This window comes from Odoribacter sp. AF15-53 (assembly GCF_003479425.1).
Classification (GTDB): Bacteria; Bacteroidota; Bacteroidia; order Bacteroidales; family Marinifilaceae; genus Butyricimonas.
The window spans coordinates 719,272-744,938 of sequence record NZ_QUHC01000001.1 but is presented as its reverse complement, the minus strand read 5'-3'; the positions used below and the strand labels follow the sequence as shown (position 1 = coordinate 744,938).

Here is a 25,667-nt window from a genome sequence, read left to right as displayed (position 1 = left end):
CTGTTTACTAAAAAGTCGGTCTGAACGTAATATTAAAGCTCCTTTCGAAAGGATAAGAAGTTCCCCGCTCCAGTTTCATCGAAGAAAAACGGGCGATATCGCTCATCCCGAAACCGACGTTCAAGCGCTTAACTCCCAATTTCTTCAACCATTCCGGCTTAAACTCGTAGGCAATCGAAATATTCCGAATTTCAAACAAGTTGTCCCGCTCCACGAAACGTTCGGAATAACGTTTATTATCACTTTGACTTTCGGGTATACCCAAGAAGCGCTTCAAGTCCCCCGGTTCTTTCCACCGATCGGTAAAAGCCCGCCGATCCACGTTTTCCCACGGGTTGATATTTTCCACCTTATCGGCTAACGTGTTGTTATAAGCGTCTCCCCCGAACTTGTAACCGGTGGTTATGTTCAAGGAAAATCCCTTGTACGAAATAGTCGAGAAAATACTTCCCTCCAGTATAGGATTCGTGTTTCCCACTTCTACCCGTTCATTCTTGTCGTAATTGAACGCGTATTCCCCGTTTTTATTAATAAATAGTTCTTTGCCCGAAGCCGGATCAATCCCGGCCGTACGCATGGCATAGATTCCGAACTGAGAACCACCTTCCTGGAACATCAACGAGGGACGGGCTCCCAATGACTGGGCTACCTCTATTGATTTCAAGGCGGTCGATATATTCGTCAATTTATCCATCACGTGAGAACCGTTTACCGTAACCATCCAAAACAATCCCTTTTGCTTGATCACGTGAGCAGAAATGGCAAACTCGTACCCCGAGTTTTCCAGTTTTCCCATGTTAACCTGCACGGAAGAAACTCCCACAGACCAGGGTAAAGATATAGGCATCAAAGCATCTTTTGTTTTGTTTTTATAATAACTGGCATCAATATTAACCCGCTCGTTGAACAACGTGGCACTCAGCCCCCAGTTGTACTTCATCGTGATCTGCCAATTCAAATCCGGGTTCCCCATCGTGATCGGCACGGCCCCGATCCCGGCGTAATGAATCAAATCCGTCGTGTAATTATAAGTCGTCATCGCCTGATAGGGAGAGAAGGTCACGTTGGCAGTAGAACCCACGCTAAAACGCAACCGTAGCATGTTCAACCAACTCACGTTTTCCATGAAACTCTCCTTATCGACATTCCAACCGATACCGGCCGACCATACTGGGGCAAAACGATGCTCGCTTCCGAAACGGGACGATCCGGCCGATTTATACGAACCGTTCAAGAAATAACGTCCCAACAACTCGAAACTACCCGTGCCATAAAAACCGACTTCTCTCGTTTTTTTGTCTCCCCCGGACGGGCGAGTGGACGCGTATTGGGAGGCAAATTTAATATCAGTCATCCCGTCTTTCAAAAATCCCTCAGCTTTAGTCGATATAGTAGAGGAATTCCCCATCTTGAAATCGGAACCCACGTTAAGGGTCAACACGGTGTTTCCCGCTTCATTCAAAGGCAATCGATAATTCAATGCGATCTTTCCGGCCCAGTTCGTACTCTCGTTATGCGTGAAAGAATAGGAACCTTTCTGGTTCAAAAACTTATCCTCGAAAGAAGAATCGTCGGGAGACACGTATACTTTACTATACGAATCGTTCATGCTCACGTTAATATCACCCGTGATAAAAAAGGATTTCTGGATATCCCAACGCATACTCAAATAATTCGAAAACGACTTGTTACGTCCTTTATTAAAACTGGACAAAGTGGCATCATACAAAGGATTTCCCTGATTCCGGGAATCATTAGCATTTTGCAGCAACGGATCAAAATAGTAAAGTTTAATGTATTCCCCATACTCGTCACGCACCGGATTATACGGGTTTAATTTCGTGTAAGTCGAGAAATCGCCATAAGGACTTGCCTTACTGTCCGTCATCGTGAACGCAAAACGATAATTAAACGTTAATTTATTGGTCAAATGATACGCGAAAGAGAAATTAGCACCGTAATTCCGGCGGTTATCTCCTTTCATCACACCGTAAGAATCTCTAAAAGTACCGCTAGCCCGGTACTCGATCCCGTTTCCCCTTCCGGTCAACGTTACCGAATGATTATGCGAAAAAGCCCAACGCAACGGTTTAGAGGGCCAATCCGTGTAAACTCCCCGGCGAATATTATCCAATTTATAATAATAAGCGGGATCAAGACTACCATTCACCTCGTCATATAGTCCGGCCAGACGCTCCAGTTCCAGTTTTTGTTCCGCGTTGCACAAGCGCAAAGAGGTCAAATCCGGGTAACTGAAATTAGGCGTGAAATTATAAGTTAAACGGGGTTTGGCCTCCTTTACTTTCGTTCTCTCGACCAAGATAACCCCACTGGCAGCCTTATCCCCATATAACACCGCGGCAGAAGCATCCTTCAACACGGTAACCTGACCAATATCATAAATGTCCAAATCATATAATTCTTCTATCGAAATCTCAACTCCATCCAGCATAATCAAGGGCGTGTTCACGTCAGCCTGATTCTCGGTCATGATAGAATTGGCCCCTCGTATCAAAATCTCGGGAATGGCATTCGGGTTAGACCCTTGTTCGTTATTCTCTACTATTCGTAAACCCGGCACCAAAGACGCTAAAGCCTGAATAACATTTGTCGGGGACACCTTTAACAAATCCTCCCCCTTCACCGTGGTCAACTCTCCCGTGTACGCGTTCTTGGCCTGCGTGTAGTACCCGGTAACAACAACATCCTCCAATTCACGGGTATCCTCTTTCAGCACAACGTGTAACTCTTCAGATTTGGTGATCGCAAAAGTTTGACTTTCCATCCCGATAAAATTGAAAATCAACACCATCTCTTTCTGCACGGGAATTTCCAGCTTGAATTTTCCCTCGCTATCCGTGGCCACCCCAAAAGAAGTTCCTTTCAACAAAACCGTGGCTCCCGGAAGCGGATTGCCGTCGGCATCTTTCACATCTCCCGTTACTGTAACCTTATCCACGCCTTTGACTTCTTGTCGCTTTTTAATAATAACGACATCATTGACAAGCGTGTACGTGTAGGGGGTATTCTTTAAACAATAATCCAGAATTTCCCGCACCGTAGCATTCTTAAATTCTCTCGTGATGAGAGGAATACCTTTTATTTCTTCGTGGTTATAGACAAAATCAAGTGATGTCTCCTTTTTCAATGTATTCAAAACCTGCAACATCGTGGCATTTTCGAATTTCAGGTTCAACGGAGTTTTCTCGTCGAATTTCGGTGACGGAGAGTCACAAAAACCCGAAAGGCTGTGTAAAATCAGGCAACAAAACAGCAGACACACTCTCGGAATCCACCGGTATTTGTTGGCAAATTTCATAGACACGTTTTTTCTCATTTTCAATCTGTTTAGGTTCATTAAAAACATTCGAAGACCCCTCGTTGATCTTCCGGCTCTTAAAACCCGGAGAAATTTAATGATTCCCGATAAAGTATTTCCCTTCATGGTTTTAAGAGCCTTACAGACCTCGTGTATTTACTTTTTATTCAATGCATTTAACGCTTCATCCAAAGCATAAAGCATCGTTTGATAATGTGCTTTCGTATCGGTATCCGACGAAGCAAGCCTACTATTTAACAAATTCTTTACCCGTAAAGCATAGGCATAGAAATAAGTCTTGGAATCATCTATCGTGCGGGTATTCACCCGGTATTGCCAATCATATCCATGACCGAAAGAGGTCAATTGTTTGGCCACGATGCCTTTACCTTGAACTTGTTCCAGTTCCCGCAACGCATTTTGGTATTGTCCCACCAATCCGGTCGGGTCCAAACCGTAAGCCACGATCTCATCCACGGAAGGCATAAAGGCGTTTTCCATTCCCAAGCCCTCATCCGGGTCTGTCAACACCTTCACCAGTTTACTCTTTTTAGTAATCACATCAGCTGCCTGGTCAACCACCAAACGCTGTAATATCTTCTCCCCCTCTGTCGGTTTGCGATTCTGCACAGCACTCTCCCATATCTGGCTATACAGATCGTCAAAATAAGCCTTCAACGTGTAGGGATTCTGAGACACGTGAGCAGACAAAACCACATTCTTGTAAGTACCCAACAATTCCGTTGCCGTGTAATAACACACGATCGGAGGTAAAGCCACACGCAAACCGAATTGATCGGTAAGGCTAGGATTATTCAGCCAATCGCTATTTTTCAATTGCTTGATCACCCACAAGAAAGACTTGCGTTGAAGATCTTTCGGAACCGATTGATAAGTCTTCCCTGCCGTACCCGGTTTTACTTCTGTCAGGTAAATACCACCCACGTTATACATGACGTTCTTCAAATAACGATAGTATTGATTTCCCAACTCGTTATACAAATTTTCCCGGTGAGAACCATCCGTGTCATCTTGGAACCAATCGTTCATATTAGCCACGATATACTTCAAGTTCTTGATACCGTAATCCCCGGCTTTTATAGCATCATCACCCAAATCTTCCTCCAACGCACTCGGATCATAACGAGCAATCACCTGTTGTTTCCCGTAACGATACATCGGGTCTCCCGCATGCTCGTCAATCCAACTTTCCAAAGTTGCTTGCTCCTCTTTCGCTGACAGGCCGTACAAAGGCGTGTACAACCATTTAATCACGTATTCATCGTAAATACCCAAGTCTGGTGGTGTCAGTTTCACCCCTTTATCCTCAGGTTGGGCCACATAATTAAACCGCGCATAATCCATGATAGAAGGTGTAGTCCCGTATTTCTGCGTGAACTTGGCCGAACGCAAAGAATCAACAGGATAAGCGGCGGAAGCCGACATATTGTGCATCAATCCGAGCGTGTGGCCAACCTCGTGAGCAATAATATATTCAATGGATTCCTCCAGAATATTATCCGGTAACTTTTTAGTCCGCACGGAAGGATCAACCTGTGATGTCTGTAAAAAACGCCATTGGTTGGCTAACTTCACCACGTCATTGAAAACAATCACCGAAGCATTAATAATCTCCCCGGTTCTCGGATCTGTCCAAGAGGGCCCCATAGCATTTGAAATCGCTGCCGGAACATAACGGATACAAGAATATTTCAAGTTATCCGGGTCGAAATTCGGATCGTCTTTCGGGAAATCACGAACTTGAATCACATCCTTGAACCCGATCTTCTCGAAGGCTTTATTCCAACGCAAAGCGGCTTTCCGAATTGGCTCCTTCCACATAGTCGGGAAAGCATCATCAATATAATACACGATCGGTTTCACGGGTTCCACAAGTTCCCCCCGTTTGTAAGCCTCCACGTCTTTCGGTTCCACCCGCCAACGATTAGCCAGCGTGTAAATTTGAATCTGATCCTCGTCCGTGGATATATGCTGTTTCGTGTTGGAAACAAACACTCCAATCCGGGTATCGCTGATTCGAGGATGCATCTTCTCCTCCGGCAACAACAACAACGTGCGAGTAGCCTTAACCGTCAGCGGCTCGTTTTTCTTCACGATAAACATTCCCATCATCTTGGCTGACACGGAATAAGACAGGTAGGATTTTACCGTCACGTTATCATCAAAAGCCTTGATATCATCCAGGATAGAACCCGAACTATTGAACGTGGCCGTGATCTCGACCAAACCGCCCCCGCTGGAAATCGGTGCTAATCGCTCCGAATTACCGGTAAACAGAGAAGTCATGTCGATCAAAAATGCCGAACTGTCATTCGTGTAACAATATATCTTAAACGAGTTGATAATCGGATCCATAAAACTTCTAGCCATCACCTCCCGGATATGTCCCTCGTTGAGATTACAGGTTGCCGACACGTTCACCTCACGCATGAAAATAGTACTATCCGTTTTCGTGAATTTAATGTGCATCGGGTCTTTCGGTTTGTAACCGATAGCACACAAATTATTATCACTTGCCTCGGAAATCGTGGAAGCCAGTAACATTTCCCGCTCCAGATATTTCATGGGAATCTCGAAATAGACTTTCCCCTCCACCTTATGCAAGGTCACGAAATTTCCCTGGGCTGTTTCGCATAATTTGTTCTTTACCAATTTATCATATTTACTCTGCCGCTTCACCGGCTCTTTTTTCGTTTCCGTTGCGACTGTTTTCTTCTTTCTCACAGAAGCAAATGAAGTTTGAGCGCATGGCAATACTAATAGTATTACCATACCTAAGGTAATCCATCTTTTCATGTATAAAACTTTAAATAAAAATTATAATAACACCTATTTTATTCCTGATGCGTGTAAACCATTATTTGTTTGTTATCAACCTTAAAAGTCACATTGGCAGCTTGTTCCATAATTTGCAGAACAGCCGTTATACTCTCGTATCTGGGGATAAACCCGGAGAACTTGTATTCTTTAATCACGACATTTTCAAACACGAAATCCACGTCATACCAACGAGAAATCTTCTTCAACAAATCTTCCAGCCGCTCCTCGTTGAAACTGAACTGATCCTTGGTCCAGGAGATATAAGAATCCACATTTACCTCCCGGGTCGAAATCTCCGAACCGATAACGGATGCCATCAGACCGGGAGTCAAGACGACCGCGGAGGCACCACATTCTATATTTACCCGTCCCTCGACAAGCGTGGTCATGGAAACGGGGTCATTCCGGTAAGCGGATATATTGAACGTGGTACCTAGCACACGCACGTCATATTTATCACAATGCACGATAAAAGGTTTTGCCACATTCTTCGCCACCTCGAAAAAGCCTTCCCCTTCCAGGTATACTTCCCGCGTATCACCAGAGAAAGCCTGCGGGAACCTCAACCGGGAATCGGAATTCAACATGACTTTCGTTCCGTCCGCCAGTTGCAAAGAATACGCACCACCCCGGGGAATTTCCAGCGTGTTGTATACCAATGAATCCGCGGTCTTCACCGTGTGATAGATTAATGTTTCCCCGTTATTGCTCACGAAAGGCAATTCCTTGGTAAGCGTGTCCGCCACGCCGGGCACGATCTGTAAGGTATCCCCACCCGCCAAGATCAACGAGGCCTTTTTACCGAAAGAAAAATGCTTCACGGGTTCCACGTGGGCTACAACCGGGTTCTTCTCCCGATCCACGGATAACACCAGGTAAGAAGATACTCCCAATAACACGATTGCCGCAGCGACAGCAACACGATAGAAACGATAAATCGAACGTCTCCCGTGAATCCCCTTCTTGACCACCATCCACTCCCGACGATTATGAAACTGCTCGTACAAAGGGTACTCGGAATGTTCCAGATACTCACGCTCCAATCGCTGATACATCTCCTCATTTGCCTTCGAACGGGATTTCCAAGCCGAAAAAAGAGATTCCTCCCCGGGAGTAAGCTCCCCGCGAAGACTTTTCACGATAAGTTGAATAATATGATCTGTTTCTTTCTCCATTCTTGTGTTATTTTCCTTTATAACACTTCACGAGAAAAAAGGTACCGACAAATTTCAAGATTTTTTTACCAACCCTAAAACTAAAGTTGAAACATAGTGAATTTTCCCTTCATCCAACAACTTCCGCACCCGGTCAACCACCAGTTGCTCGTCTTCCCCGAACAGTCGCACCAACTCCCTGACGTTGACATCCCGTTCCGCGAGCAATTGCAAGATTTGTTCCTCCAAACTCTTTCGTTCCCTCGCCTGTAACCGCTTCTTTTTCCCGATACAGACATCACATATCCCGCAGGCCTTCTCTTCTTTCTGACCGAAATACTCCATCAGCAAAAGCTGTCGGCAAGTCTCGTCATCCTGTATATACCGGGCCATGGCCTCGATCTTGGCCACGAACAATTCCTTCCGGTTCTCGTAGGCTTCCCGCCCGATCGTGATGTAAGACAAGGGTAAACGGGGTTGATAATACACGATATAAGGCTTCGCATCCCCCGGCACGTAACGGATAATCTTGCGTTTCGCCAAGGAGACAAACGCATCGTACAGTGTTTTCCGTTTCACATCCAGTTGATCGGCTAGAAACCCCTCGTCCACGTAAACATCCTGCACGAATATCCCGGCGTAATTTCTCATCAGAAGTACCATTAACTTTTCCAGCAAAGGATCGCCCGTTTCGAACTCGTACAACCGATCCCTTAACACGGTAAACATCACCCGGGAACGGGAATTAATATCCGTCGTGTAAGCCAGGTACCCCGCCACTTGCAATATCCCGATCGAAGACATCACCCTCGCCTCGTTCAACTTGAAATTACGGGCAAATACCTTTAAATTAAACTCCAACGCCCGGCCTTCACCCTCTCCTTCTCCCAACTGGTAGTAATTTGCCAAAGCCTCGTACACCCTTAATATATAATCTTTCGGCGGGAAAGCGTCATCGATCCTTTTCTTCAAACCGCCCAAAGCCGCCCGGCTCGAAAGCAACACGGCATACGCCCGCTTCCCGTCACGTCCGGCACGCCCGGCCTCCTGGAAATACGCCTCCGGACTATCCGGCACGTCGTAATGCACCACGACCCGGACATCCGGCTTGTCGATTCCCATCCCGAAAGCATTCGTCGCCACGATCACGGGAACCTTCCCGCTCTTCCAGTCCTCCTGACGACGTGATCGCTGCAAAGAAGACAACCCGGCGTGATAGAAATCGGATTTTATACCCGCCTTGTTCAAGAACGCGGCAATGGAAGAAGCCTTCAACCGGGTACGGACGTACACGATAGCCCCTCCCTGAACTTTAGACAATATATTATATAATTCCAAAGCCTTCGCCTCCGTATCTCGGATCACGTAAGAAATATTCTCCCGCCGGAAACTTTTTGACAGGACATTCGGGGTCGAAAAATGCAATTGTTTCTGTATATCTTCCACCACCTCGGGAGTTGCCGTTGCCGTGAGGGCTAGGGTGACCACCCCGGGAAAGAATTCACGCACCTCCGCTATTCGCAAGTATGGGGGGCGAAAATCATACCCCCATTGCGAGATACAGTGAGCCTCGTCCACCGTAATCATACACACGTTCATCAACCGCAATTTTTCCCGAAATCGTTCCGAGTACAATCGCTCCGGTGAAACGTAAAGGAACTTCACCGTGTCGTAAATACATTTATTAATAATCGACTCGACCCGTTCCGGCTTCATGCCCGTGTAAATAGCTTCCGCCGGAATCTGCCTGTTCTTCAAATCTTCCACCTGATCCTTCATCAAGGCGATCAACGGGGTCACCACCACGCAAATCCCCTCCATCGCTAATCCCGACACCTGATACGTGAGCGATTTACCCCCTCCCGTCGGCATGAGGGCAAGCGTGTCCTTCCCCTCCAGCACGGAACGGATGATATCTTCCTGCAAGGACCGAAAATCATCGTATCCCCAGTAAGTCTTTAATATCTCCTTTATATCACGGGTCATAACTTGAATTGCATCCACAAAAATACAAAATACATGAAAAAACTCTCGTAATTCGAGATATTTAAATCGCTTTTTATTATTTTCGCCCAAATATAAATCAGACCAGAACATGAAACTACAACATATACTGTTTTTTATCCCTTTTTTATGGGCATGTAACGAGAAGTTCACAGCCAACGATCTCCCCGTGGCAAAGGTTTTCGACAAATATCTGCTGAAATCGGAAGTCACGAACTTCATTCCCACGGGCACTTCAACAAACGACAGCCTCATCATGGCACAAAGTTACGTGAGAAACTGGATCACGAGAGAGTTATTGTTGCACAAGGCCACCCAAAACCTGAACGACGAGGAAAAAAATATCCGGAAACAGGTGGAAGATTACTCCTCCTCGATCCTGATTCATAAATACAAAGAGAAATTAATCTCTCAAAAATTAAGCCGGGAAGTAAGCGAACGGGAGATAGCGCAATACTACGACGCCAATAAATTCAACTTCATATTAAACACTCCCGTCGTGAGAGCCTTGTTCGTGGTAATTCCCAAATCCGTCCCCAACATTGACAATCCCCGGAAATGGTTCCGTTCGAAAGAGGCCAAGGATCAAGAAGCACTTGAAGAATATTGCATTACTTCCGCCAGAAAATACGATAATTTCAACGATCAATGGATCGAGTTGCGCAACTTGTTAAACCTGTTGCCCATCACCTCTGCCGAATGGGAAAGCAAGTATAAGAACAAGGAATACATCGAGATCGAGGACGACGAGAATTACTATTTCCTGAAGATAAACGAAATCCGGCAGGAACATGAAACGGCACCTCTCGGTTACGTGCAGAAAGAGATCGAGATATTGTTACTGAACAAACGTAAAATCTCCTTCGAAGAGAACCTTGAAAAAGACATTAACGCGGAAGGAATTCGAAAAGATTACGTCAAAATATACTAACAGAATTTGAAAAATGAAAATAAAAATGCGAAAACGGCCGGATTATTCGCGGATTTGAAGAAAAAGTATTAGTTTAGAGCGTTTTTATTGAGTATAACCTTATTAATAAATTATGAGATATTTATCACTGCTTGTACTGTTATTTTTAGCAAGTTACGTCTCGGCCCAAAAAAACGTGGTCGACAAGATCGTGGCTATCGTGGGTGAAGAAATCGTGTTGAAATCAGATATCGAGAACCAACTTTTGCATGAACAATCGCAAACGATCGTCAATTCGACGAAAGATGCTCGCGCCAGAATTTTCGAGAATCTACTGGTTCAAAAGCTATTAGTAGCTCAAGCTAAAATAGATAGCGTCACGGTTACCGACACGGAAGTTGAAAATGCCTTGAACTCCCAGTTGGATCAATACGTTCGTCATATCGGTTCCCGGGAACGGTTGGAAACCTATTTCGGTAAATCATACGATGACATCAAAAACGAGATGCGTGCCCCGCTCCGCGAGCAAATAATCACCCAGCAGATGCAATCGAAGATCGTGAACAACGTGCGGGTAACCCCCTCGGAAGTCAGGTATTTCTACCGGAAATTCAATAAAGACAGTCTTCCCGAAGTTCCAGACAAATACGAAATTCAACAAATCGTGGTAAAACCGAGAATCAGTGACGTCGAGAAAGAACGTATCCGCAACCGGTTGAGAGAATTCCGTGAAGATATCCTCGAAGGAAAACAAACGTTCAACACGCTGGCCGTGCTTTACTCGGAAGACCCGGGATCGGCAGCCAAAGGTGGGGAACTCGGTTACCAATCCAAGAACGACCTGGCCCCGGAATTCGCGGAAGCCGCGTTCAGCTTGAAACCCGGCAGAGTATCCAAAATCATTGAAACCGAATTCGGTTTTCACATCCTGCAATACATCGACCGTCAGGGAGATAAAGTAAACGTGCGTCACATCCTGCTTCGTCCCCGTATTTCCGAAACAGAACGGGAAGAAGCCATCCAACACCTGGATTCCGTGTTAATGTATATCAACGACAAGGAAGTAACATTCGAACAAGCCGCCTATATTTTCTCCATGGATAAAAAAACCAAGAACAACGGGGGACTAATCTTCAACGAGGAGGATGCCGATTCCAAATTGCCGAAAGAATTAATTCAAGGTGAAATGGCCCGTCAGGTAAATAACATGAAAGTAGGTGAAATATCAGCACCTTTCCTTGATCAAACCCGGACTGGCGAAGAGTACAAGATTATCAAGATAAAAGCATACTACCCTTCACACACGGCCAACCTGGACGATGACTGGTTAAGTTTTGAAAACGGTTTAAAAAGCAAAAAACAACAGGAAGTCCTCGATAAATGGATCAAGGAAAAACAGGAAAATACCTATATCCATATCGATGATGAATTTAAAGATATGAAGTTCCACTACGACGGGTGGTTCAAGTAATTCAATTTTTCCGCGATGAGAGTAGTTTTTTGGGTTGGGATAATATGTATTGTATGGGGATTACTCCCCCTACAATCAGTAGTAGCACAGGGAAATAAAAAGGCTCAGGTCAAAATTGTAAACGCTGACAGCCTGCATGTCGGTACAGAAGGTAAACCGTCCAGATTTGTCGGTAACGTCCACATGACGCACGAAAACACGCTCATGTGGTGTGACAGCCTTTACCAATACGACCTTCCCGACTCCAGTTATCTTGAAGCATTCGGACATGTCCGGGTGATCAAAAACGATAGCATCCGTATGTCCGGTGATTACATGTATTACGACGCCAACAAAAAACTAATTCAAGTACGTAGAAACGTCGTTCTCAAAGACCCCCAAATCACCTTGACCACCAACTATCTTGACTACGACGGACTGTTCGACATCGGGTATTATTTCAACTGGGGAAGACTAAAAGACAGCACGAACACTTTGGATAGTAAAAAAGGGAACTATTTTACCCAAACCAAAATGGCATTCTTTAAAGATAGCGTGAAAGTAGTCTCTCCCGATTACACGATCTATTCGGATACCTTGAAATACAACACGGAAACAAAAATAGTCTCCATCTTGGGCCCCACGAACATATACGGCAAGGGCGAGGATAACAACACCCTTTACTCCGAGGACGGGTGGTATGACTCGCAACTGGGACATGCCGAATTATACAAGAATAACCGGATAACCCACCTCTCCTACGGTGGGGTTGCCGACACGATGGTCATCGACAGTATCACGGGGATGGCAAATCTTTACCAGAATGTCACCCTCGTCGACACGATCAATGACGTGATCGTGAAAGGAGAATACGCGCAAATGGATCGGGAACGTAACAGGGCATTCGTCACGGACAGCGCCCTCCTGATCATGGTCGGAAAACAGGATTCCCTTTTCCTGCATGCGGACACGCTTTTCATGGATCAGGATTCCGCGAAAAATCAAATCGTAAGGGCCTATTACAAGGTGAAATTCTATAGTCAGGATATGCAAGGATTATGCGATTCCATGGTATACCTGTCAGTCGATTCAACCATCACTCTTTTCAATGAACCGGTAACCTGGGCAAGCGGTAACCAGATGACCGCGGAGAAAATCACACTACTCACGGGAGACGGGAAAATAAAGGAATTCTATCTGAATACTAAAGCCTTCATGGTTGCCCGACGGGAAGAAACCGAGATGTACGACCAGATCAAAGGGCGTAATATGACCGGATATTTCAAGGACAACGAGCTATACATGGTATACGTGAACGGTAACGGCGAAACCATCTATTTCCCGGATGACAAGGGGGCTATCATCGGTATCAACACCGCCACGAGTTCCAATATCCGTATCATGATCGACAAACGAAAAGTAACAGACATCATCTTCATGAATAAACCTGACGGGGAACTGAATCCCCTCTTCCTCGCTGATCCCGAAGAAGCCCGGTTAAAAGATTTCCGGTGGTTGAAATACATGCAACCATTAAACAAATACGACATTTTCAAAGAAACACCAACAGAACCAATCGAAAATGGAGAATTGAAAATTGAAAATGAAGAATGATTCTCGGTTACTTTATTGTCCCCAAATACGCTTGATTTTCAACCACAAATTCCCTATATTTGTAAATACAAATAAAAAGGAATAGCCATGATGACCAACAAACCAAAACCTTACAAACAGCAAAAGAAAAAACAACAGGCCTTACATGAACCCTCCGTCACGTATCAATACGAAACGGAACAAGTTGCTGCACTCAAATTAGAAGCCATGGAAGAGATTATGGATCTTGATCAAACAGAGTTACTTCTCAAAATAGTGAAATACTTGAAAAAAATAAAGCACGCCAGCAATAAACAAATTAATCCAGATACATTGCAAGCCATGCAGGATGCCAAAGAAGGAAACACCATCCAATGTGATAGTTTTGAAGATTATCTTAAAGCTGTCGAATAATGTATAAAATAGAATTTACTCACCAATATCTAAAAGATATCAAATTAGCCCGTAAACGTCATCTAGACGAGAGTAAATTAAACTATATTATCCAACTATTATCTCAGGGGAAACCTCTTCCTCGTCAAAATAAGGATCATGCATTAACCGGGCAATATACAGGTTTCCGTGAATGCCATATTCAACCTGATTGGTTATTAATATACTCCACCAATCACAGTATACAAATTGTTAGACTCGTACGAACAGGTACTCATGCTGATCTATTTTAATTACCCGCAAAATTCTCATAATTTTCTCATAATTCCCTAATGCAGCCCGTTGCATATTTTTTACATTTGTAAAAAATAAAACAAGATGCGATTTCGGGAACACATAAAAACATATTTGCCGGGCATCGTGGTATTCACGTTAGTCCTGCTCTTGCTGTCAACGGCTTTCGCCGTAGACGAAACTTTGGGTAACCGGGTTGCTAAAATTTTCTGTTTTTACAAAATTATCATCATAGTAAGTCTAGCCTGCCTCCCGCTGGCCTGGATACGCCCGTTCCGGTTCACGATAACCGACATGCTGGTTGTTCTTTACGTGGGATATACTCTTTGGAATTTCCACTATTCGGGATCGGCAGCCACCACACGGGCAGGATTACTCGTGTTGGTTGCCGTCACTTATTTTCTTTTCAGAAGATTAACCACGTTCGCCCCATTAGGCTTTACTCACGCGGCCCTGCTCCTCACGGGAGCCATCGAGGCGCTTTGGGGACTCGCCCAACTCTACGGGTTCACCCCTTCTCATCACAGTCGTTTTGAATTAACAGGCTCATTCTTTAACCCGGGTCCTTATTCCGGTTTTCTTGTTGCCGTATTACCCCTGACATTATATTACACGCTTACGGCCCGTCGATTCGTCCGGGTACTGTCGGGAATTGTTCTGGTACTTTTCATCCTGGTACTTCCCGCCACGATGAGCCGGGGAGCCTGGTTAGCCGCAATGGCTGGATGCTCGTTCGTGTTGAGCGATTACTTCCACTTCCGTCGTCACTTGGATTCTCTTTACCGGAAACACAGGATGTATTTTACCATTATCTCCGCGAGCCTGCTGCTTGTTGCCACGGGATTACTAACCGGGATATACCACATGAAAAAGGAATCCGCGGACGGACGTTGGCTTATCTGGAAGGTATCTTCCACCCTCGTATTCTCCCATCCGGCAACGGGAGTCGGTTTCGGTAACTTTCCCGGGGCTTACGGCGATGCGCAAGCGGCTTATTTCTCGGCAGACAATCGTTCCCCGCAAGAAGAACTTGTTGCCGATGCCCCGGAAACCGCCTTCAACGAGTTCGTGCAAATCACGACGGAAACGGGAATCATCGGTCTCCTCCTTTTCCTGGGAATTATCTTTTTCGCACTCCGGGCCACGTGTTCTGCCGGTATCACCAGACAGGCGGGAATCATCGGTTCCCTGGTAGCCTTTCTCGTGTTCGCCTGTTTCTCCTACCCGTTCAACGTGCTACCCTTACTCATCGTCTTCACCTTACTCGTGGCACAATGTCCCGCCTCCCGCATATCCACGGGATCACGCTGGATCACGGCATTATTCTACCTCTCTCTTCTCCTCCCGGTCTACCTCATCACCACCGGGAGCGAAACACGGGAACAAGCTTATCGACGCTGGCGATCCGAACAACTTTATTTCAACATGCAGATATTCGAGCGAACGGTCGATAATTACCGGAAGCTCTACCCTATTCTGAAAGACCAACCCGCGTTCCTTTTCGAATACGGCCAATGCCTTTCCCGTACCCAACAACCGGAAGCGAGCAACCGCATCCTCGAAGAAGCCGCCCACCTCTCCTCCGACCCCATGATCCACAACATCATGGGCAAAAACTACCAGACGTTGAAACAATACCCCCAAGCCGAGGCTGCCTACCTGAAAGCCTCCCATATGGTCCCCAACCGCCTCTACCCGCTCTACCTCCTCGCCAAGATGTACGACGAAAGCGGCCAAACCGACAAGGCCATCACCACCGCCCGCCTAGTACTCGAAAAAGCCCCGAAAATCCCCTCCTCGGCCACCGAAGAGATAAAACGGGATATGCAAAAATTAATTACCGATTCCCGATAAAATTTAGTATATTTGTTATGGCGTTTAATAATAAATCCCGTAACGATGAAATCTTACTTTACTCTCGCTAGTACCCTTCTGACGAGCATCATCATATTCTGTTCTTGTTCAACCTCTTCCAGAAAAAACGTTGAACGTTTGACCTTACGTCCCACGGCCGTCATTCTCGACAGCATGTTCACCCAAATGCCGGGGGTATTAATCTTATGTGATCACTACTTGGTTTGGGAAGACCCGTTCAATCCTGATTATTTTTTACATGTTGTTGATATTGATGCTAAACAAGAAATCGGGGTAATGGGAGAATTCGGACGAGGACCCAAAGAATTTAATATGCCAGTTCTCGCCAAGTCTATCGGCAATAAAATATTCGCCTATGATCTCAACCTGGATCAACAAGCTTACTATTCTATTGACAGTTTATTAGCTGGCAAAGATCCGTTTATTTCACATCCTCTTGATCCAATTAAGAATTGTTTGGATGTTATTCAAATCGCAGAAAATGAATTTATTTCCATACAACCCGAAAACGAACATCCATTCCAATGGATTCACGCGGATTCATCCATATCGTTCTTCGGGGAAAGTCCGTTAAAAGAAAAAGTAGACATGGACTACACCACCCGGATGGGAGGTTTATATTACAATCCATATAACAAGAAATTTATTTATAATACATGTCTATTTCCATATTTTGCTCTATATGAACAAAAGGACAGCATTTTTCAGCTAAAATGGGAAAAAACAGCTCCTAAAACATCTTATGAAATCAAGGATGGAAAATTCCATTTTTTTGATGATGATAATAGACCTCTCGAAATTGTACTAACCAAAGATTATATCGTTGCCCTGCAACAAGATAAAGACACGGAATTTCCGACCACGAAACGAACCTCTGGAATCCGGGATTTTTCCACGGTTCCCACGACCCTACTCGTGTACGATTACGATTTCAACCTGAAAAAAATCATCAACATGGGTATGCCTATCCTGCGTATAGCATCAAAAGGAGACTCGAACACGCTATATACCGTGGGGATCGACTTGGATTTTTGCATTTTACGCTACGAGTTATGATCTTATTCATAACTCCATGGTTATAAGTTTATAAGTTCCGCCAAAGCCTCTTAACAGTTCTATAGATTCATCCGGTTTCAATTTTTTCCTCAAATCTGAAATATAAGACGAAAGTTCACTTGCTTTCACCTCATTTTCAACTCCCCATAACCACATACATAATTCCTTTATGGTAATATCTTCATTTTTTCTCGTGCACAACATCCACATCACTTTTGCAAGCATAGGTTTCAAGTGTTGCTTTTGCCCCTTCACGATAAGTACTCTTTTATCCTTATCAAAAGTAGTATCTGCCGACAACCGAAACACCACTCGCTCGCCTTCTTCCACCCGTTTCAACGTATCCCTCAATCTCTTGTCCAAACGAATTAGCAAGGATTGGGGTGGCCAATTTTTACTCACGAAATCATCTGCACCACCATCCTTGCCCAACACGGACAATTCATACTGATCAAACTCACTAAGTACCACGATAGGGACACGTACTCCCCTCTCTCTTATCTTTTCGATCACTTCAGCTCCACCCATACTCGGCATATCCATATCAAGCAGCACAATATCATACTCTCCTCTAAAAAAGCTCTTTATTGCTTCGACTCCATTCTCCACGGCATGCACGTCATACCCCAGATCGGACAGCATCTCCGTATAATTCTCCCGAACAGACTTGTTGTCCTCCGCGTACAAAAGCTTTATCTTTTTTTCCATGATAGTGAATTTTTATTATAAACTTTGATCCTACCCCCAGTTCGCTCTTCTCGGTGATTTTCCCTCCATGTTTTCTCACGACCTTTTTCACGAAAGCTAACCCAAGACCGTATCCTTTTACTTCTTTCTCTTTTCCAACTCGTCGGAACTCCTCATAAATATAAGGAAGATCTTTTTTATCAATCCCTCTTCCCTGATCCTCGACCGAAATCACGATTTTCTTTCCTTCTTCATAACAAGCTATAGTAATATTAGCCACGTCACCGGAATATTTTACCGCATTATCTATCAAATTACGTAATGCGAACAAAAACAAATCCGATAACATCAAACATTCTGTTAACCTGTAATCAAGAGACACGTTCACCTCTTTTCTCCCCTGGTAAGCTAATTTAAACTCAGCGATCAACTTCCTCACTTCTTCCTGTAATCTGATTTCTTTCCACGCAACCCGTCTAGCATGCAGCATGGCAGCCATTCCCAACACACTAGCCATATCTAACTTCAATTCCCCTAGCATCTCCTCACACTCCTTGTAGCAATCTCTTCCATCCCGACTTTTAAATGCTTCCGGATTTTTCATGTATACATTATAAAGTGTACTCTCAACTGCCGCAACCGGATTTTTCAAATCATGTATTCGTTGCCGGAAAGCGTTCTCTTGCAACTCCTTCCCCCTCCTGTATTTTTGAATCAGTCTCATGAAAAAAATGATCAATCCAATTATAATAGCTCCCACGATGCCTCCACCCCACACCCGACCCCAGAATTTTTTATAAAAAACCTTCCACGAATAATCAAAAAACAACCCTATCTTCTCCCCACCAATATACCCTAATCTCACGTATCCTGCCTCATCCATGTCCATATATGTCTTATTTTCCAGTGGATACGTCTCTATCAAATTCCCCAACGAATCCACCCTCCTAAATACAACAGGCATATTCCAAACGTCTTTCCCCAAACGAGATTTTACCAAACTATCCAAACATGCCAATGTCATTGAATTTTCCAAATTCATATCACAATCTATACTTGTATACACTCGGAATAGATCCTCCGTGGGATCGATTTTAAAAGAATACTTTTTTCCATCCACATACATATCCAATCCATATTCATCTGGAAAAAAATAAGACTTTTTTCTCTTCGCAGAATTCATTGATTCCGACTTGTTCCAAACCCCCACACTCAATGTCATTTGTTGCAATAACTTATCTTTTAAATTATATTTCTCCCCCACAAACCACTCGTGCATAACATACCCACAAGAAATAATTACCAATATAATCATGACCATACCAATAATTATTTCCTTATGTAATAACTTTTTTTTAATCCTTTCAAAATCTAGCATAATTTTGCCATAATTAAATTGTCTATTTCCGATTTATTTCTCATATTTTTGTTTCAAAAACAATCGTACATAGGTGCAAGTTAAACAAAAATTCCATATAATGAAAAAAATTATGAGAAAATTATCACTATCCATCACAACAATCCTATTATTAGGATTATGTACCAGCTTTTCGAATCCGACAAAGGAAAAAGAAATGACATTACGTAATATCGAAGCACTTTCTAAAGGAGAAATAGACCCTTACAAGGACTGCGTTGATGCTCGAGGTAAATGTTTCTTAGAAAATGGGTGGGTTTTCCCGGGAATGACTTTAAAAGAATTAAAACCATGAAAAAACATCTTGTAACACTACTCTTGGTTCCACTGTTCGCATCCTGTTCCACGGATAACAGTTACCTTTCCGTTTCCCCGGACATTCAAGCCACGGGAAACGATGTTACTTCCACGCTGGTTGCCGATCTTTCTGCTTATGGAATCACATCTCCATCAAAGATCACGAAACATGGGGATATTCTCGCGGTGGGCTTGCGTAACAAGCTCACGAACGTTAATCTCGTCAACCTTTCCACCCGTTCCTCGCAAGATTGGTTACCACTCGGTGACGGAACAAACGAGGCTTACACGGTCGATAACCTCTCCGTGAATAGTCAAGGGGAGATTTCTGCTTTCGATTTTGAAACAGGCAAACTCCACCGTTATAATCCATCCGGGGTAAGCCGTGGTTCCACAACACCCCCACTTGCTTTAACGAATGATGCCATTCACCTCTCCGCAGTACAAGGAGATAATTTTGTTATCTCCACGGGATTATACGAACAAGGTCGCTACCGTTATTATTCATTGGAGGACGACAGCGAATCCTATTTCATCGATTATCCCGTTCATCCGGGTTACCCGGACCTATCTCCATATTCGACAAGTGTTCTTTGGGCAAGTACAGTCCTTTGCCTCCGACCGGATAACAAGGCTTTCGTCTGCACGGACATCCGTAGCGGTCAAATCGACATTTGTCGTATCGAGGGCAAAACGATCACGCTTACCTGCCGTCATTGCTATTACTATCCCCACGTGGATGCACGCAATGAAGGGGCTGTTCGAGTAGCTTACTACGCGGATAATATTACCGGGTTTCAGGACGTGGCAGTCTCGAACGATCGTATTTTCGTGCTTTATTCCGGTAAAACCTATAAAGCCGAACGACAGAAAATAGCGAACTGCCCGACCCTACTCGTCTTCGATTGGGACGGAACGCTGTTGGAGACTCGCACCATTCCTCAAATGGCAACCTATATCTCCTATGACCTGGAAGAGAATGCACTTTACGGGACAACACCCGACGCGAAACTAGTTCGATACGATATATAATAATAAGGTATGAAAAAGAGATTTCCCGTATATTTTATCTTGTTATTGGTTGCTTCCCTAGGAGCCCTCACCTCGTGGTTCGCGTTTATCCCCCAGCCCTCCGACTGGACAAACGCCCCGGCCACGACCGTGGAAATCCAACAGGATTCGCTTGACTTGAAAACGATCCATTACGATGACCACCCGCAAGTGACGTACACCATCAAAAACACGGGAACACACCCTCTCATCATAAAAGACGTGCAAACCTCGTGCGGTTGTACCGACCCGCATTGGGATAAACGCCCTGTTCTTCCCGGAAAAACAGGAACTATACTCGTCACGTTCAAGCCCAACTCGCTCGGACGTTTCACGAAAACGATACAAGTGTTATGTAACACCTCACCCGTATTACACGAGCTTAAGCTAGAAGGCCATGTAATAGAATAGATATTAACCATTTAAAAACATTCAGGGGGGAAAATAGCGGTGCCGGCTCAACCCTAGCAAGTTCCCGACACCGCCCCATTTCCTCAAAAAAGAAGAAAGGACAAAGATAATAAAAATTGAGACACACGTCATCTCTCTCGTTGAAAGGATATATACTTGAAAAAGGACGGAATGGAAGTAATAACATAAATGATAAGTTTATGAAAAAGAAAATTTTAGGCTTAGTAGCTTGCCTTGGTATTGCATTATTTTTTGCAATCAACGTAAGCATCAATCTATCTAAAGACCACTCGAAAAACGGACTTGCGTTAAAGAACATTGAGGCATTGGCTAGAGGAGAAGGAGATAGTGCAACTGGCGGTTCAAAAGCGTATACGGGAAAACATTTTGTAGGTGGTGCTGCTGTTGCGCATATTAAAACTGACGGTGTAAGTGCAGGATGCTGGTGTGTAACATACAATGGTTTCGAACCTGATGGTGAATCTGTTTGTACATGTAATAATGTATAAAATGTAAATTTAGTAACATGAAATATCAATATTTCATGTTACTAATAATTCACACTAAATTATAAAACCTTTATGAGCTCTTTTCTATAAGAGGATATGAACAAATCGACATTAACTCAATTACATAACCTACCCTTTTAGAATAGGGTACAATTATCACTTACAAATGAAAAACTTATTTCTTTTCTTATTAATATGCACCATTACTTCATGTTCAAACCATGACTTAATAAAAGGCCATCATCTTGTTGTTGAGAATTTTCCTGAAAAAATTCAATTAATTGGCAATAAAGTAGAAACAATTAACAGTATCGGAATTAATAAACTGTACGTGATTGATACATTTCTATTATGTTTCAAAGCATCCGGACTTGAAGAATTTTTTGATGTTTATAGTACACAATCCATGGAATATCTTGGAAAATGTGTCTCTCCAGGAAGAGGTCCAAATGAATTTTTATCTATTCAATACAATAATCAATACATTCAAGATTCAACAAAAATCCAGATGTGGATAAAGGATGATGCTACTTTAAAACTGGCATTATTAAATTTAACGAAATCATTAAAGACACAAAAAACAATAATTGATAGCAACATTTATTTAAGTGCATTAAACTATGGATGTGGTTTTATCAATAAAGATATTCTAATCAATATAAGCAATGAACCTCCAAAAACATATTTAAAAACTTACAATTTAAAAACAGATTCAATATACCCTACTATTACAATGTTCAAAGACCCGTATGACAACGAAGATGAAACAATGCATAATATGATGATAGAATTTAAACCTGACAAACAAAAATTCATATCAGCATTTAGAAGATTTAATCAAATAAATATATTTTCAACAAAATTTACCAATATTCTATCTATTTCGGTTTACAAACCCACAATTTCCACTAGGAAAGTTCTTCAAACTTCAAGAGAAGATCGTATTGAATTTTTCTCAGATATTTATGCAACAGACACATATTTTTTTACACTTTACATTAATCAGCCCAAATCTACGTGGGACCAACATTTTGACTACATAGAAATACAAAAATGGGATTGGGAAGGTAATCCTATACTAAAATTTTTAATAAGTGATAATTTAATCTATTTTACTGTTGATACAAAACATAAATGTATATATGGATTAAATTCAAATGAAGAAATTTTTAAATATGATATTAAAGAATACATTTAATAATTATGAAAACGGAAGCACATATACTATATGTATTAATCTTAATCCTTCTTTCTTGCAATCATCCAAAAGAGAATGCTGAAGAAATCGTAAATCAATGGTTACAAAAAGAAATAAAATTTCCGGCTTCTATAAACAATACAAAACAAGATTCTATTTGGCAACTAATGCTTAACAAAGACTTTAAACTACTTACAATAATCGACACAAATAGCTGTACAGAATGTAGGTTAAGATTTTACGATTGGGAGAAATACATTAAAGATGCGGATTCTACGAATTCTAACCTTGCATTTCTTTTCATTATTCATGCCAAAAATTATAGTATTGTAGACACAATGAGAAAAAAGAATAAATTTACTTATCCTATGTTTTATGATTATGAAAATAAAGTAGGTAAACTGAATAAATTTCCCTCAAACCCTCTTTTTCAAACATTTTTATTAGACAAAGATAATAAAGTAATTCTGTTAGGGAGTCCTATTAACAATTATCATATGTGGAACCTCTATAAAGAAATATTTACAAAAAAATAACAACAATTCCATCATGAAACTCATCTTCTATACTATAATTTTCTTAATCATAATTTCCTGTACTCAACAGAATATCATGATCGGTAAGAATATCCTCATTAAAGAATTTCCCCAAGAAATCAATCTTACCGGAGGGAAACTCGATATTACAAGTATTGGAGTAAATGCCCTATATGTGGTTGACACATTTTTGATATGCCATAAATTTTATGGACTTGATGATTTTTTTGATATCTATAGTACAAACACCCTACAATCATTAGGAAAATTTCTCTCTCCGGGTAGAGGTCCAAATGAATTTTTAAGCGTCGCATATGAAGGACAATATTATAAAGATTCTTTAAACACGTACCTGTGGATCAAAGATGGTTCACTTATGAAATTAGTTTTGTTCAATCTAACAGAATCTATACGCCAACAAAAAACGATTCTTGATAGTTGTATTTATTTATCGAATGATTGTATTGGAGATAGTTTTATTTTTGGTGATACACTAGTAAGTATTGTAAATTCTTCTTACAATCACATTTTAAGTACATACGATCTGAAAAAAGATTCTCTTCTGCAAAGTCCAATTATTATGCTGAGTGACCCATTTAAAAATGTTGGCGCATATCTATTAAATATGGGTAATTGTTTACGTCCTGATCATAAAAAATTTGCATCGATGATGTTATACTTCAATCAAATTAATATATTCTCGCCTCAATTTACCGATGTCATAACCCTCTCTATCTACAAACCAACAGTTCCGATAAAAGAAGTCAGCCTTATCGAGGAAAGAGATAGAACTTGGTATTTTTCTGATATAGCTGCCACAAATTTATATATTTATGCTCTATACATAAATCATCCTAGCCCATACATACATGAATTTGAAAAAGGTGTTGAAATCCTACAATTCGACTGGGAAGGTACTCCGATACGTAAATTTATTATTACGGATAACATTATTAATTTTATTCTAGATATACCCAAAAAATGTATCTACGGATTTAAAATGAACGAAGAAATTTACAAATATGATATTAGCGATTATCTCTAATACACCATATATATGAAACAATTTACAATACTCATTTCCATATTATTTATCTTCTTTTCCTGTGCTTCACGACAAGAGAGAACGGAAGATATCGTAAATAAATGGCTAGATCAGGAAATTAAATTTTCAGACTCACTCAACACGCAACAGGATTCTCTTTGGCAACTGATGCTTGATAAAGATTTTAAACTTCTCACTATTATTGATACGAATAGTTGTACCGGATGTCATTTAAAATTACACGAATGGAATAAACTCATTAAAGAGATGGATACAATCAATCCCAATGTAGCATTCCTTTTTGTTGTTCATGTAAAAGATTACACCATTGTTGATGTCCTCAAAAAACGAAATAAATTTACTTATCCCATTTTTTACGACTACAAAAATAAAATTGGGAAATTAAATGATTTTCCCAAAGCACCCCGTTTTCAAACATTTCTTTTAAATAAAAACAATAAAGTTATTTTACTTGGAAATCCTATTGGAAGTCATCGCATGTGGGAATTGTATAAAAAAGTTCTCTCTGAAGAATCATTAATAGCACAACCATGAAGTCTCTAACGCCCTTTATAATAATCCTAACCACTCTATCCTGTACCAGCCATGACATCATGATTGGTAAGAATATCCTCATAAAAGAATTTCCCCAAGAAGTCAAGCTTACCGGAGAAAGAGTAGATATTACCAGTATTGGTGTAAACGACATTTTCGTTGTCGATACTTTTTTAATCTGCTTTAAAGCAGACGGGCTTGATGATTTCTTTGACATTTATAGCACGAACACTTACCAATCATTAGGAAAATTTCTCTCCCCCGGTAGGGGTCCGGATGAATTTTTAAACGCTATATACATGGGACAGTATTTCAAAGATTCTTTAAATACATACATGTGGGTAAAAGATGGGGCTCTTATGAAATTAGTTCTATTTAACGTGACAGAATCAATTCGTCAACAAAAAACCATTCTTGATAGCTGTATTTACCTGTCTGAAGATTGTAGAGGAGAATGTTTTGTGCTTGGGGACACGTTAATTAGCATTGTAAATTCTTCTTACAATCATATTTTAAACACATACGATCTGAAAAAAGATACTTTATCACAACAGCCAATTATCATGTTTAGTGACCCTCTTAAGAATGAGCATCAATATCTATTCGGCATGACAAATCAACTACGGTCCGACCACAAAAGATTTGTATCTAACATGGCAAATTTCAACCAAATAAATATATTCTCCCCTCAATTCACAGATATTATTACCCTCTCTCTTTACGAGCCTACCGTTTCCATGAAAGAGATAAGCTTTATACCAGAAAGGGAAAGAATCAGGTATTTCTCCGGCTTACAAATCACGGACTCTTCTATCTACGCCCTCTATATTAACCTCCCGACTCCAATTTTCCGGGAACATAATAAAAATGTCGAAATTCAACAATTTGACTGGGAAGGGACACCTATACGAAAATTTATTATCACGAATGATATCATTTATTTCACCTTGGATACTCGACATAAATGCATATATACCTTTAAAGATAACGAGGAAATTGATAAATATGACATTAGCGATTATTTTTAGTCAATGATGCACAAGAATACAGCGATGACACAAACAAACGTTTAC

At 41.9% G+C, this 25,667-nt stretch carries 22 protein-coding genes; 16 read left to right on the top strand and 6 right to left on the bottom strand.

From position 1 onward, the window contains the following. Positions 1-7: 7 nt before the first annotated feature. The 4 genes from DWW52_RS03025 to DWW52_RS03010 form a co-directional block, all read right to left on the bottom strand. Complete coding sequence (locus DWW52_RS03025) at positions 8-3,337, bottom strand: SusC/RagA family TonB-linked outer membrane protein (protein WP_118714295.1); 3,330 nt, start codon at positions 3,335-3,337, stop codon at positions 8-10. 138 nt (positions 3,338-3,475) lie between these two features. Continuing rightward, on the bottom strand, positions 3,476-6,136 hold the full coding sequence (locus tag DWW52_RS03020; protein WP_233556668.1) for a zinc-dependent metalloprotease: 2,661 nt from the start codon (positions 6,134-6,136) through the stop codon (positions 3,476-3,478). 38 nt (positions 6,137-6,174) lie between these two features. Then, positions 6,175-7,335, bottom strand: coding sequence for a FecR family protein (locus DWW52_RS03015; protein WP_118713975.1), 1,161 nt, complete (start codon positions 7,333-7,335; stop codon positions 6,175-6,177). A 54-nt stretch (positions 7,336-7,389) separates the two neighbouring features. Beyond that, on the bottom strand, positions 7,390-9,300 hold the full coding sequence (locus DWW52_RS03010) for a RecQ family ATP-dependent DNA helicase (protein WP_118714294.1): 1,911 nt from the start codon (positions 9,298-9,300) through the stop codon (positions 7,390-7,392). A 109-nt stretch (positions 9,301-9,409) separates the two neighbouring features. On the opposite strand from DWW52_RS03010, the gene DWW52_RS03005 reads away from it, so the two are divergent. From DWW52_RS03005 to DWW52_RS02975, 7 genes are all read left to right on the top strand, one after another. After that, positions 9,410-10,249 (top strand): peptidyl-prolyl cis-trans isomerase, encoded by an 840-nt coding sequence (locus DWW52_RS03005; RefSeq protein ID WP_118713974.1) that lies wholly within the window; start codon positions 9,410-9,412, stop codon positions 10,247-10,249. A 112-nt stretch (positions 10,250-10,361) separates the two neighbouring features. Next, positions 10,362-11,699 (top strand): peptidylprolyl isomerase, encoded by a 1,338-nt coding sequence (locus DWW52_RS03000; protein WP_118713973.1) that lies wholly within the window; start codon positions 10,362-10,364, stop codon positions 11,697-11,699. A 15-nt stretch (positions 11,700-11,714) separates the two neighbouring features. Further along, positions 11,715-13,292, top strand: a complete 1,578-nt coding sequence (locus DWW52_RS02995; protein ID WP_118713972.1) for an OstA-like protein — start codon at positions 11,715-11,717, stop codon at positions 13,290-13,292. Positions 13,293-13,379: 87 nt separating this feature from the next. Next, positions 13,380-13,685 (top strand): hypothetical protein, encoded by a 306-nt coding sequence (locus DWW52_RS02990; RefSeq protein ID WP_118713971.1) that lies wholly within the window; start codon positions 13,380-13,382, stop codon positions 13,683-13,685. Then, complete coding sequence (locus DWW52_RS02985; protein WP_118713970.1) at positions 13,685-13,957, top strand: type II toxin-antitoxin system YafQ family toxin; 273 nt, start codon at positions 13,685-13,687, stop codon at positions 13,955-13,957. Before DWW52_RS02990 ends, DWW52_RS02985 begins: the two co-directional genes overlap by 1 nt. 85 nt (positions 13,958-14,042) lie before the next feature. Continuing rightward, complete coding sequence (locus DWW52_RS02980) at positions 14,043-15,812, top strand: O-antigen ligase family protein (protein WP_118713969.1); 1,770 nt, start codon at positions 14,043-14,045, stop codon at positions 15,810-15,812. A 45-nt stretch (positions 15,813-15,857) separates the two neighbouring features. Then, positions 15,858-16,889 carry a hypothetical protein gene (locus DWW52_RS02975; RefSeq protein WP_118713968.1) on the top strand — a complete coding sequence of 344 codons (1,032 nt, stop codon included), beginning with the start codon at positions 15,858-15,860 and terminating at the stop codon, positions 16,887-16,889. 6 nt (positions 16,890-16,895) lie between these two features. Here the strand turns inward: DWW52_RS02975 and DWW52_RS02970 are convergent, their stop codons facing one another. Both DWW52_RS02970 and DWW52_RS02965 read right to left on the bottom strand, forming a co-directional pair. After that, positions 16,896-17,597, bottom strand: a complete 702-nt coding sequence (locus DWW52_RS02970) for a response regulator transcription factor (RefSeq protein WP_118713967.1) — start codon at positions 17,595-17,597, stop codon at positions 16,896-16,898. Continuing rightward, the gene (locus tag DWW52_RS02965) at positions 17,509-18,897 is read right to left on the bottom strand and encodes a sensor histidine kinase KdpD (protein WP_158582467.1); all 1,389 of its coding nucleotides are present in this window, start codon (positions 18,895-18,897) and stop codon (positions 17,509-17,511) included. The genes DWW52_RS02970 and DWW52_RS02965 overlap by 89 nt, the downstream gene beginning before the upstream one ends. Positions 18,898-19,054: 157 nt before the next feature. Between DWW52_RS02965 and DWW52_RS20985 the strand changes: the two genes are divergently transcribed. The 9 genes from DWW52_RS20985 to DWW52_RS02925 all read left to right on the top strand — a co-directional run bounded on the left by DWW52_RS20985 (position 19,055) and on the right by DWW52_RS02925 (position 25,622). Continuing rightward, the gene (locus DWW52_RS20985; RefSeq protein WP_158582466.1) at positions 19,055-19,288 is read left to right on the top strand and encodes a hypothetical protein; all 234 of its coding nucleotides are present in this window, start codon (positions 19,055-19,057) and stop codon (positions 19,286-19,288) included. Further along, positions 19,285-20,322: a BF3164 family lipoprotein gene (locus DWW52_RS02960; protein WP_158582465.1), complete on the top strand. Its 1,038-nt coding sequence runs from the start codon at positions 19,285-19,287 to the stop codon at positions 20,320-20,322. The genes DWW52_RS20985 and DWW52_RS02960 overlap by 4 nt, the downstream gene beginning before the upstream one ends. Positions 20,323-20,331: 9 nt before the next feature. After that, positions 20,332-20,751, top strand: coding sequence for a DUF1573 domain-containing protein (locus tag DWW52_RS02955; RefSeq protein ID WP_118713964.1), 420 nt, complete (start codon positions 20,332-20,334; stop codon positions 20,749-20,751). A 200-nt stretch (positions 20,752-20,951) separates the two neighbouring features. Then, the gene (locus DWW52_RS02950; RefSeq protein ID WP_148315317.1) at positions 20,952-21,260 is read left to right on the top strand and encodes an NVEALA domain-containing protein; all 309 of its coding nucleotides are present in this window, start codon (positions 20,952-20,954) and stop codon (positions 21,258-21,260) included. 166 nt (positions 21,261-21,426) lie between these two features. Beyond that, entirely contained in the window at positions 21,427-22,458 is a 1,032-nt protein-coding gene (locus tag DWW52_RS02945) for a BF3164 family lipoprotein (RefSeq protein WP_118713962.1), read from the top strand. A gap of 5 nt (positions 22,459-22,463) precedes the next feature. Continuing rightward, positions 22,464-22,994 carry a redoxin domain-containing protein gene (locus DWW52_RS02940; RefSeq protein WP_118713961.1) on the top strand — a complete coding sequence of 177 codons (531 nt, stop codon included), beginning with the start codon at positions 22,464-22,466 and terminating at the stop codon, positions 22,992-22,994. A gap of 76 nt (positions 22,995-23,070) precedes the next feature. Continuing rightward, the gene (locus DWW52_RS02935) at positions 23,071-24,039 is read left to right on the top strand and encodes a hypothetical protein (RefSeq protein ID WP_148315316.1); all 969 of its coding nucleotides are present in this window, start codon (positions 23,071-23,073) and stop codon (positions 24,037-24,039) included. A 12-nt stretch (positions 24,040-24,051) separates the two neighbouring features. Further along, entirely contained in the window at positions 24,052-24,594 is a 543-nt protein-coding gene (locus DWW52_RS02930) for a redoxin domain-containing protein (protein ID WP_118713959.1), read from the top strand. Then, a complete protein-coding gene (locus DWW52_RS02925) occupies positions 24,591-25,622 on the top strand; it encodes a hypothetical protein (RefSeq protein WP_118713958.1) in 1,032 nt (343 codons plus the stop codon). Before DWW52_RS02930 ends, DWW52_RS02925 begins: the two co-directional genes overlap by 4 nt. Positions 25,623-25,667: the final 45 nt, after the last annotated feature.

What these genes read in the sequence shown, in the direction of transcription:
- DWW52_RS03025 (WP_118714295.1), bottom strand. Translation starts at nt 3,337, where the DNA reads ATGAGAAAAAACGTGTCTATGAAATTTGCCAACAAATACCGGTGGATT.
- DWW52_RS03020 (WP_233556668.1), bottom strand. Translation starts at nt 6,136, where the DNA reads ATGAAAAGATGGATTACCTTAGGTATGGTAATACTATTAGTATTGCCA.
- DWW52_RS03015 (WP_118713975.1), bottom strand. Translation starts at nt 7,335, where the DNA reads ATGGAGAAAGAAACAGATCATATTATTCAACTTATCGTGAAAAGTCTT.
- DWW52_RS03010 (WP_118714294.1), bottom strand. Translation starts at nt 9,300, where the DNA reads ATGACCCGTGATATAAAGGAGATATTAAAGACTTACTGGGGATACGAT.
- DWW52_RS03005 (WP_118713974.1), top strand. Translation starts at nt 9,410, where the DNA reads ATGAAACTACAACATATACTGTTTTTTATCCCTTTTTTATGGGCATGT.
- DWW52_RS03000 (WP_118713973.1), top strand. Translation starts at nt 10,362, where the DNA reads ATGAGATATTTATCACTGCTTGTACTGTTATTTTTAGCAAGTTACGTC.
- DWW52_RS02995 (WP_118713972.1), top strand. Translation starts at nt 11,715, where the DNA reads ATGAGAGTAGTTTTTTGGGTTGGGATAATATGTATTGTATGGGGATTA.
- DWW52_RS02990 (WP_118713971.1), top strand. Translation starts at nt 13,380, where the DNA reads ATGATGACCAACAAACCAAAACCTTACAAACAGCAAAAGAAAAAACAA.
- DWW52_RS02985 (WP_118713970.1), top strand. Translation starts at nt 13,685, where the DNA reads ATGTATAAAATAGAATTTACTCACCAATATCTAAAAGATATCAAATTA.
- DWW52_RS02980 (WP_118713969.1), top strand. Translation starts at nt 14,043, where the DNA reads ATGCGATTTCGGGAACACATAAAAACATATTTGCCGGGCATCGTGGTA.
- DWW52_RS02975 (WP_118713968.1), top strand. Translation starts at nt 15,858, where the DNA reads ATGAAATCTTACTTTACTCTCGCTAGTACCCTTCTGACGAGCATCATC.
- DWW52_RS02970 (WP_118713967.1), bottom strand. Translation starts at nt 17,597, where the DNA reads ATGGAAAAAAAGATAAAGCTTTTGTACGCGGAGGACAACAAGTCTGTT.
- DWW52_RS02965 (WP_158582467.1), bottom strand. Translation starts at nt 18,897, where the DNA reads ATGGTCATGATTATATTGGTAATTATTTCTTGTGGGTATGTTATGCAC.
- DWW52_RS20985 (WP_158582466.1), top strand. Translation starts at nt 19,055, where the DNA reads ATGAAAAAAATTATGAGAAAATTATCACTATCCATCACAACAATCCTA.
- DWW52_RS02960 (WP_158582465.1), top strand. Translation starts at nt 19,285, where the DNA reads ATGAAAAAACATCTTGTAACACTACTCTTGGTTCCACTGTTCGCATCC.
- DWW52_RS02955 (WP_118713964.1), top strand. Translation starts at nt 20,332, where the DNA reads ATGAAAAAGAGATTTCCCGTATATTTTATCTTGTTATTGGTTGCTTCC.
- DWW52_RS02950 (WP_148315317.1), top strand. Translation starts at nt 20,952, where the DNA reads ATGAAAAAGAAAATTTTAGGCTTAGTAGCTTGCCTTGGTATTGCATTA.
- DWW52_RS02945 (WP_118713962.1), top strand. Translation starts at nt 21,427, where the DNA reads ATGAAAAACTTATTTCTTTTCTTATTAATATGCACCATTACTTCATGT.
- DWW52_RS02940 (WP_118713961.1), top strand. Translation starts at nt 22,464, where the DNA reads ATGAAAACGGAAGCACATATACTATATGTATTAATCTTAATCCTTCTT.
- DWW52_RS02935 (WP_148315316.1), top strand. Translation starts at nt 23,071, where the DNA reads ATGATCGGTAAGAATATCCTCATTAAAGAATTTCCCCAAGAAATCAAT.
- DWW52_RS02930 (WP_118713959.1), top strand. Translation starts at nt 24,052, where the DNA reads ATGAAACAATTTACAATACTCATTTCCATATTATTTATCTTCTTTTCC.
- DWW52_RS02925 (WP_118713958.1), top strand. Translation starts at nt 24,591, where the DNA reads ATGAAGTCTCTAACGCCCTTTATAATAATCCTAACCACTCTATCCTGT.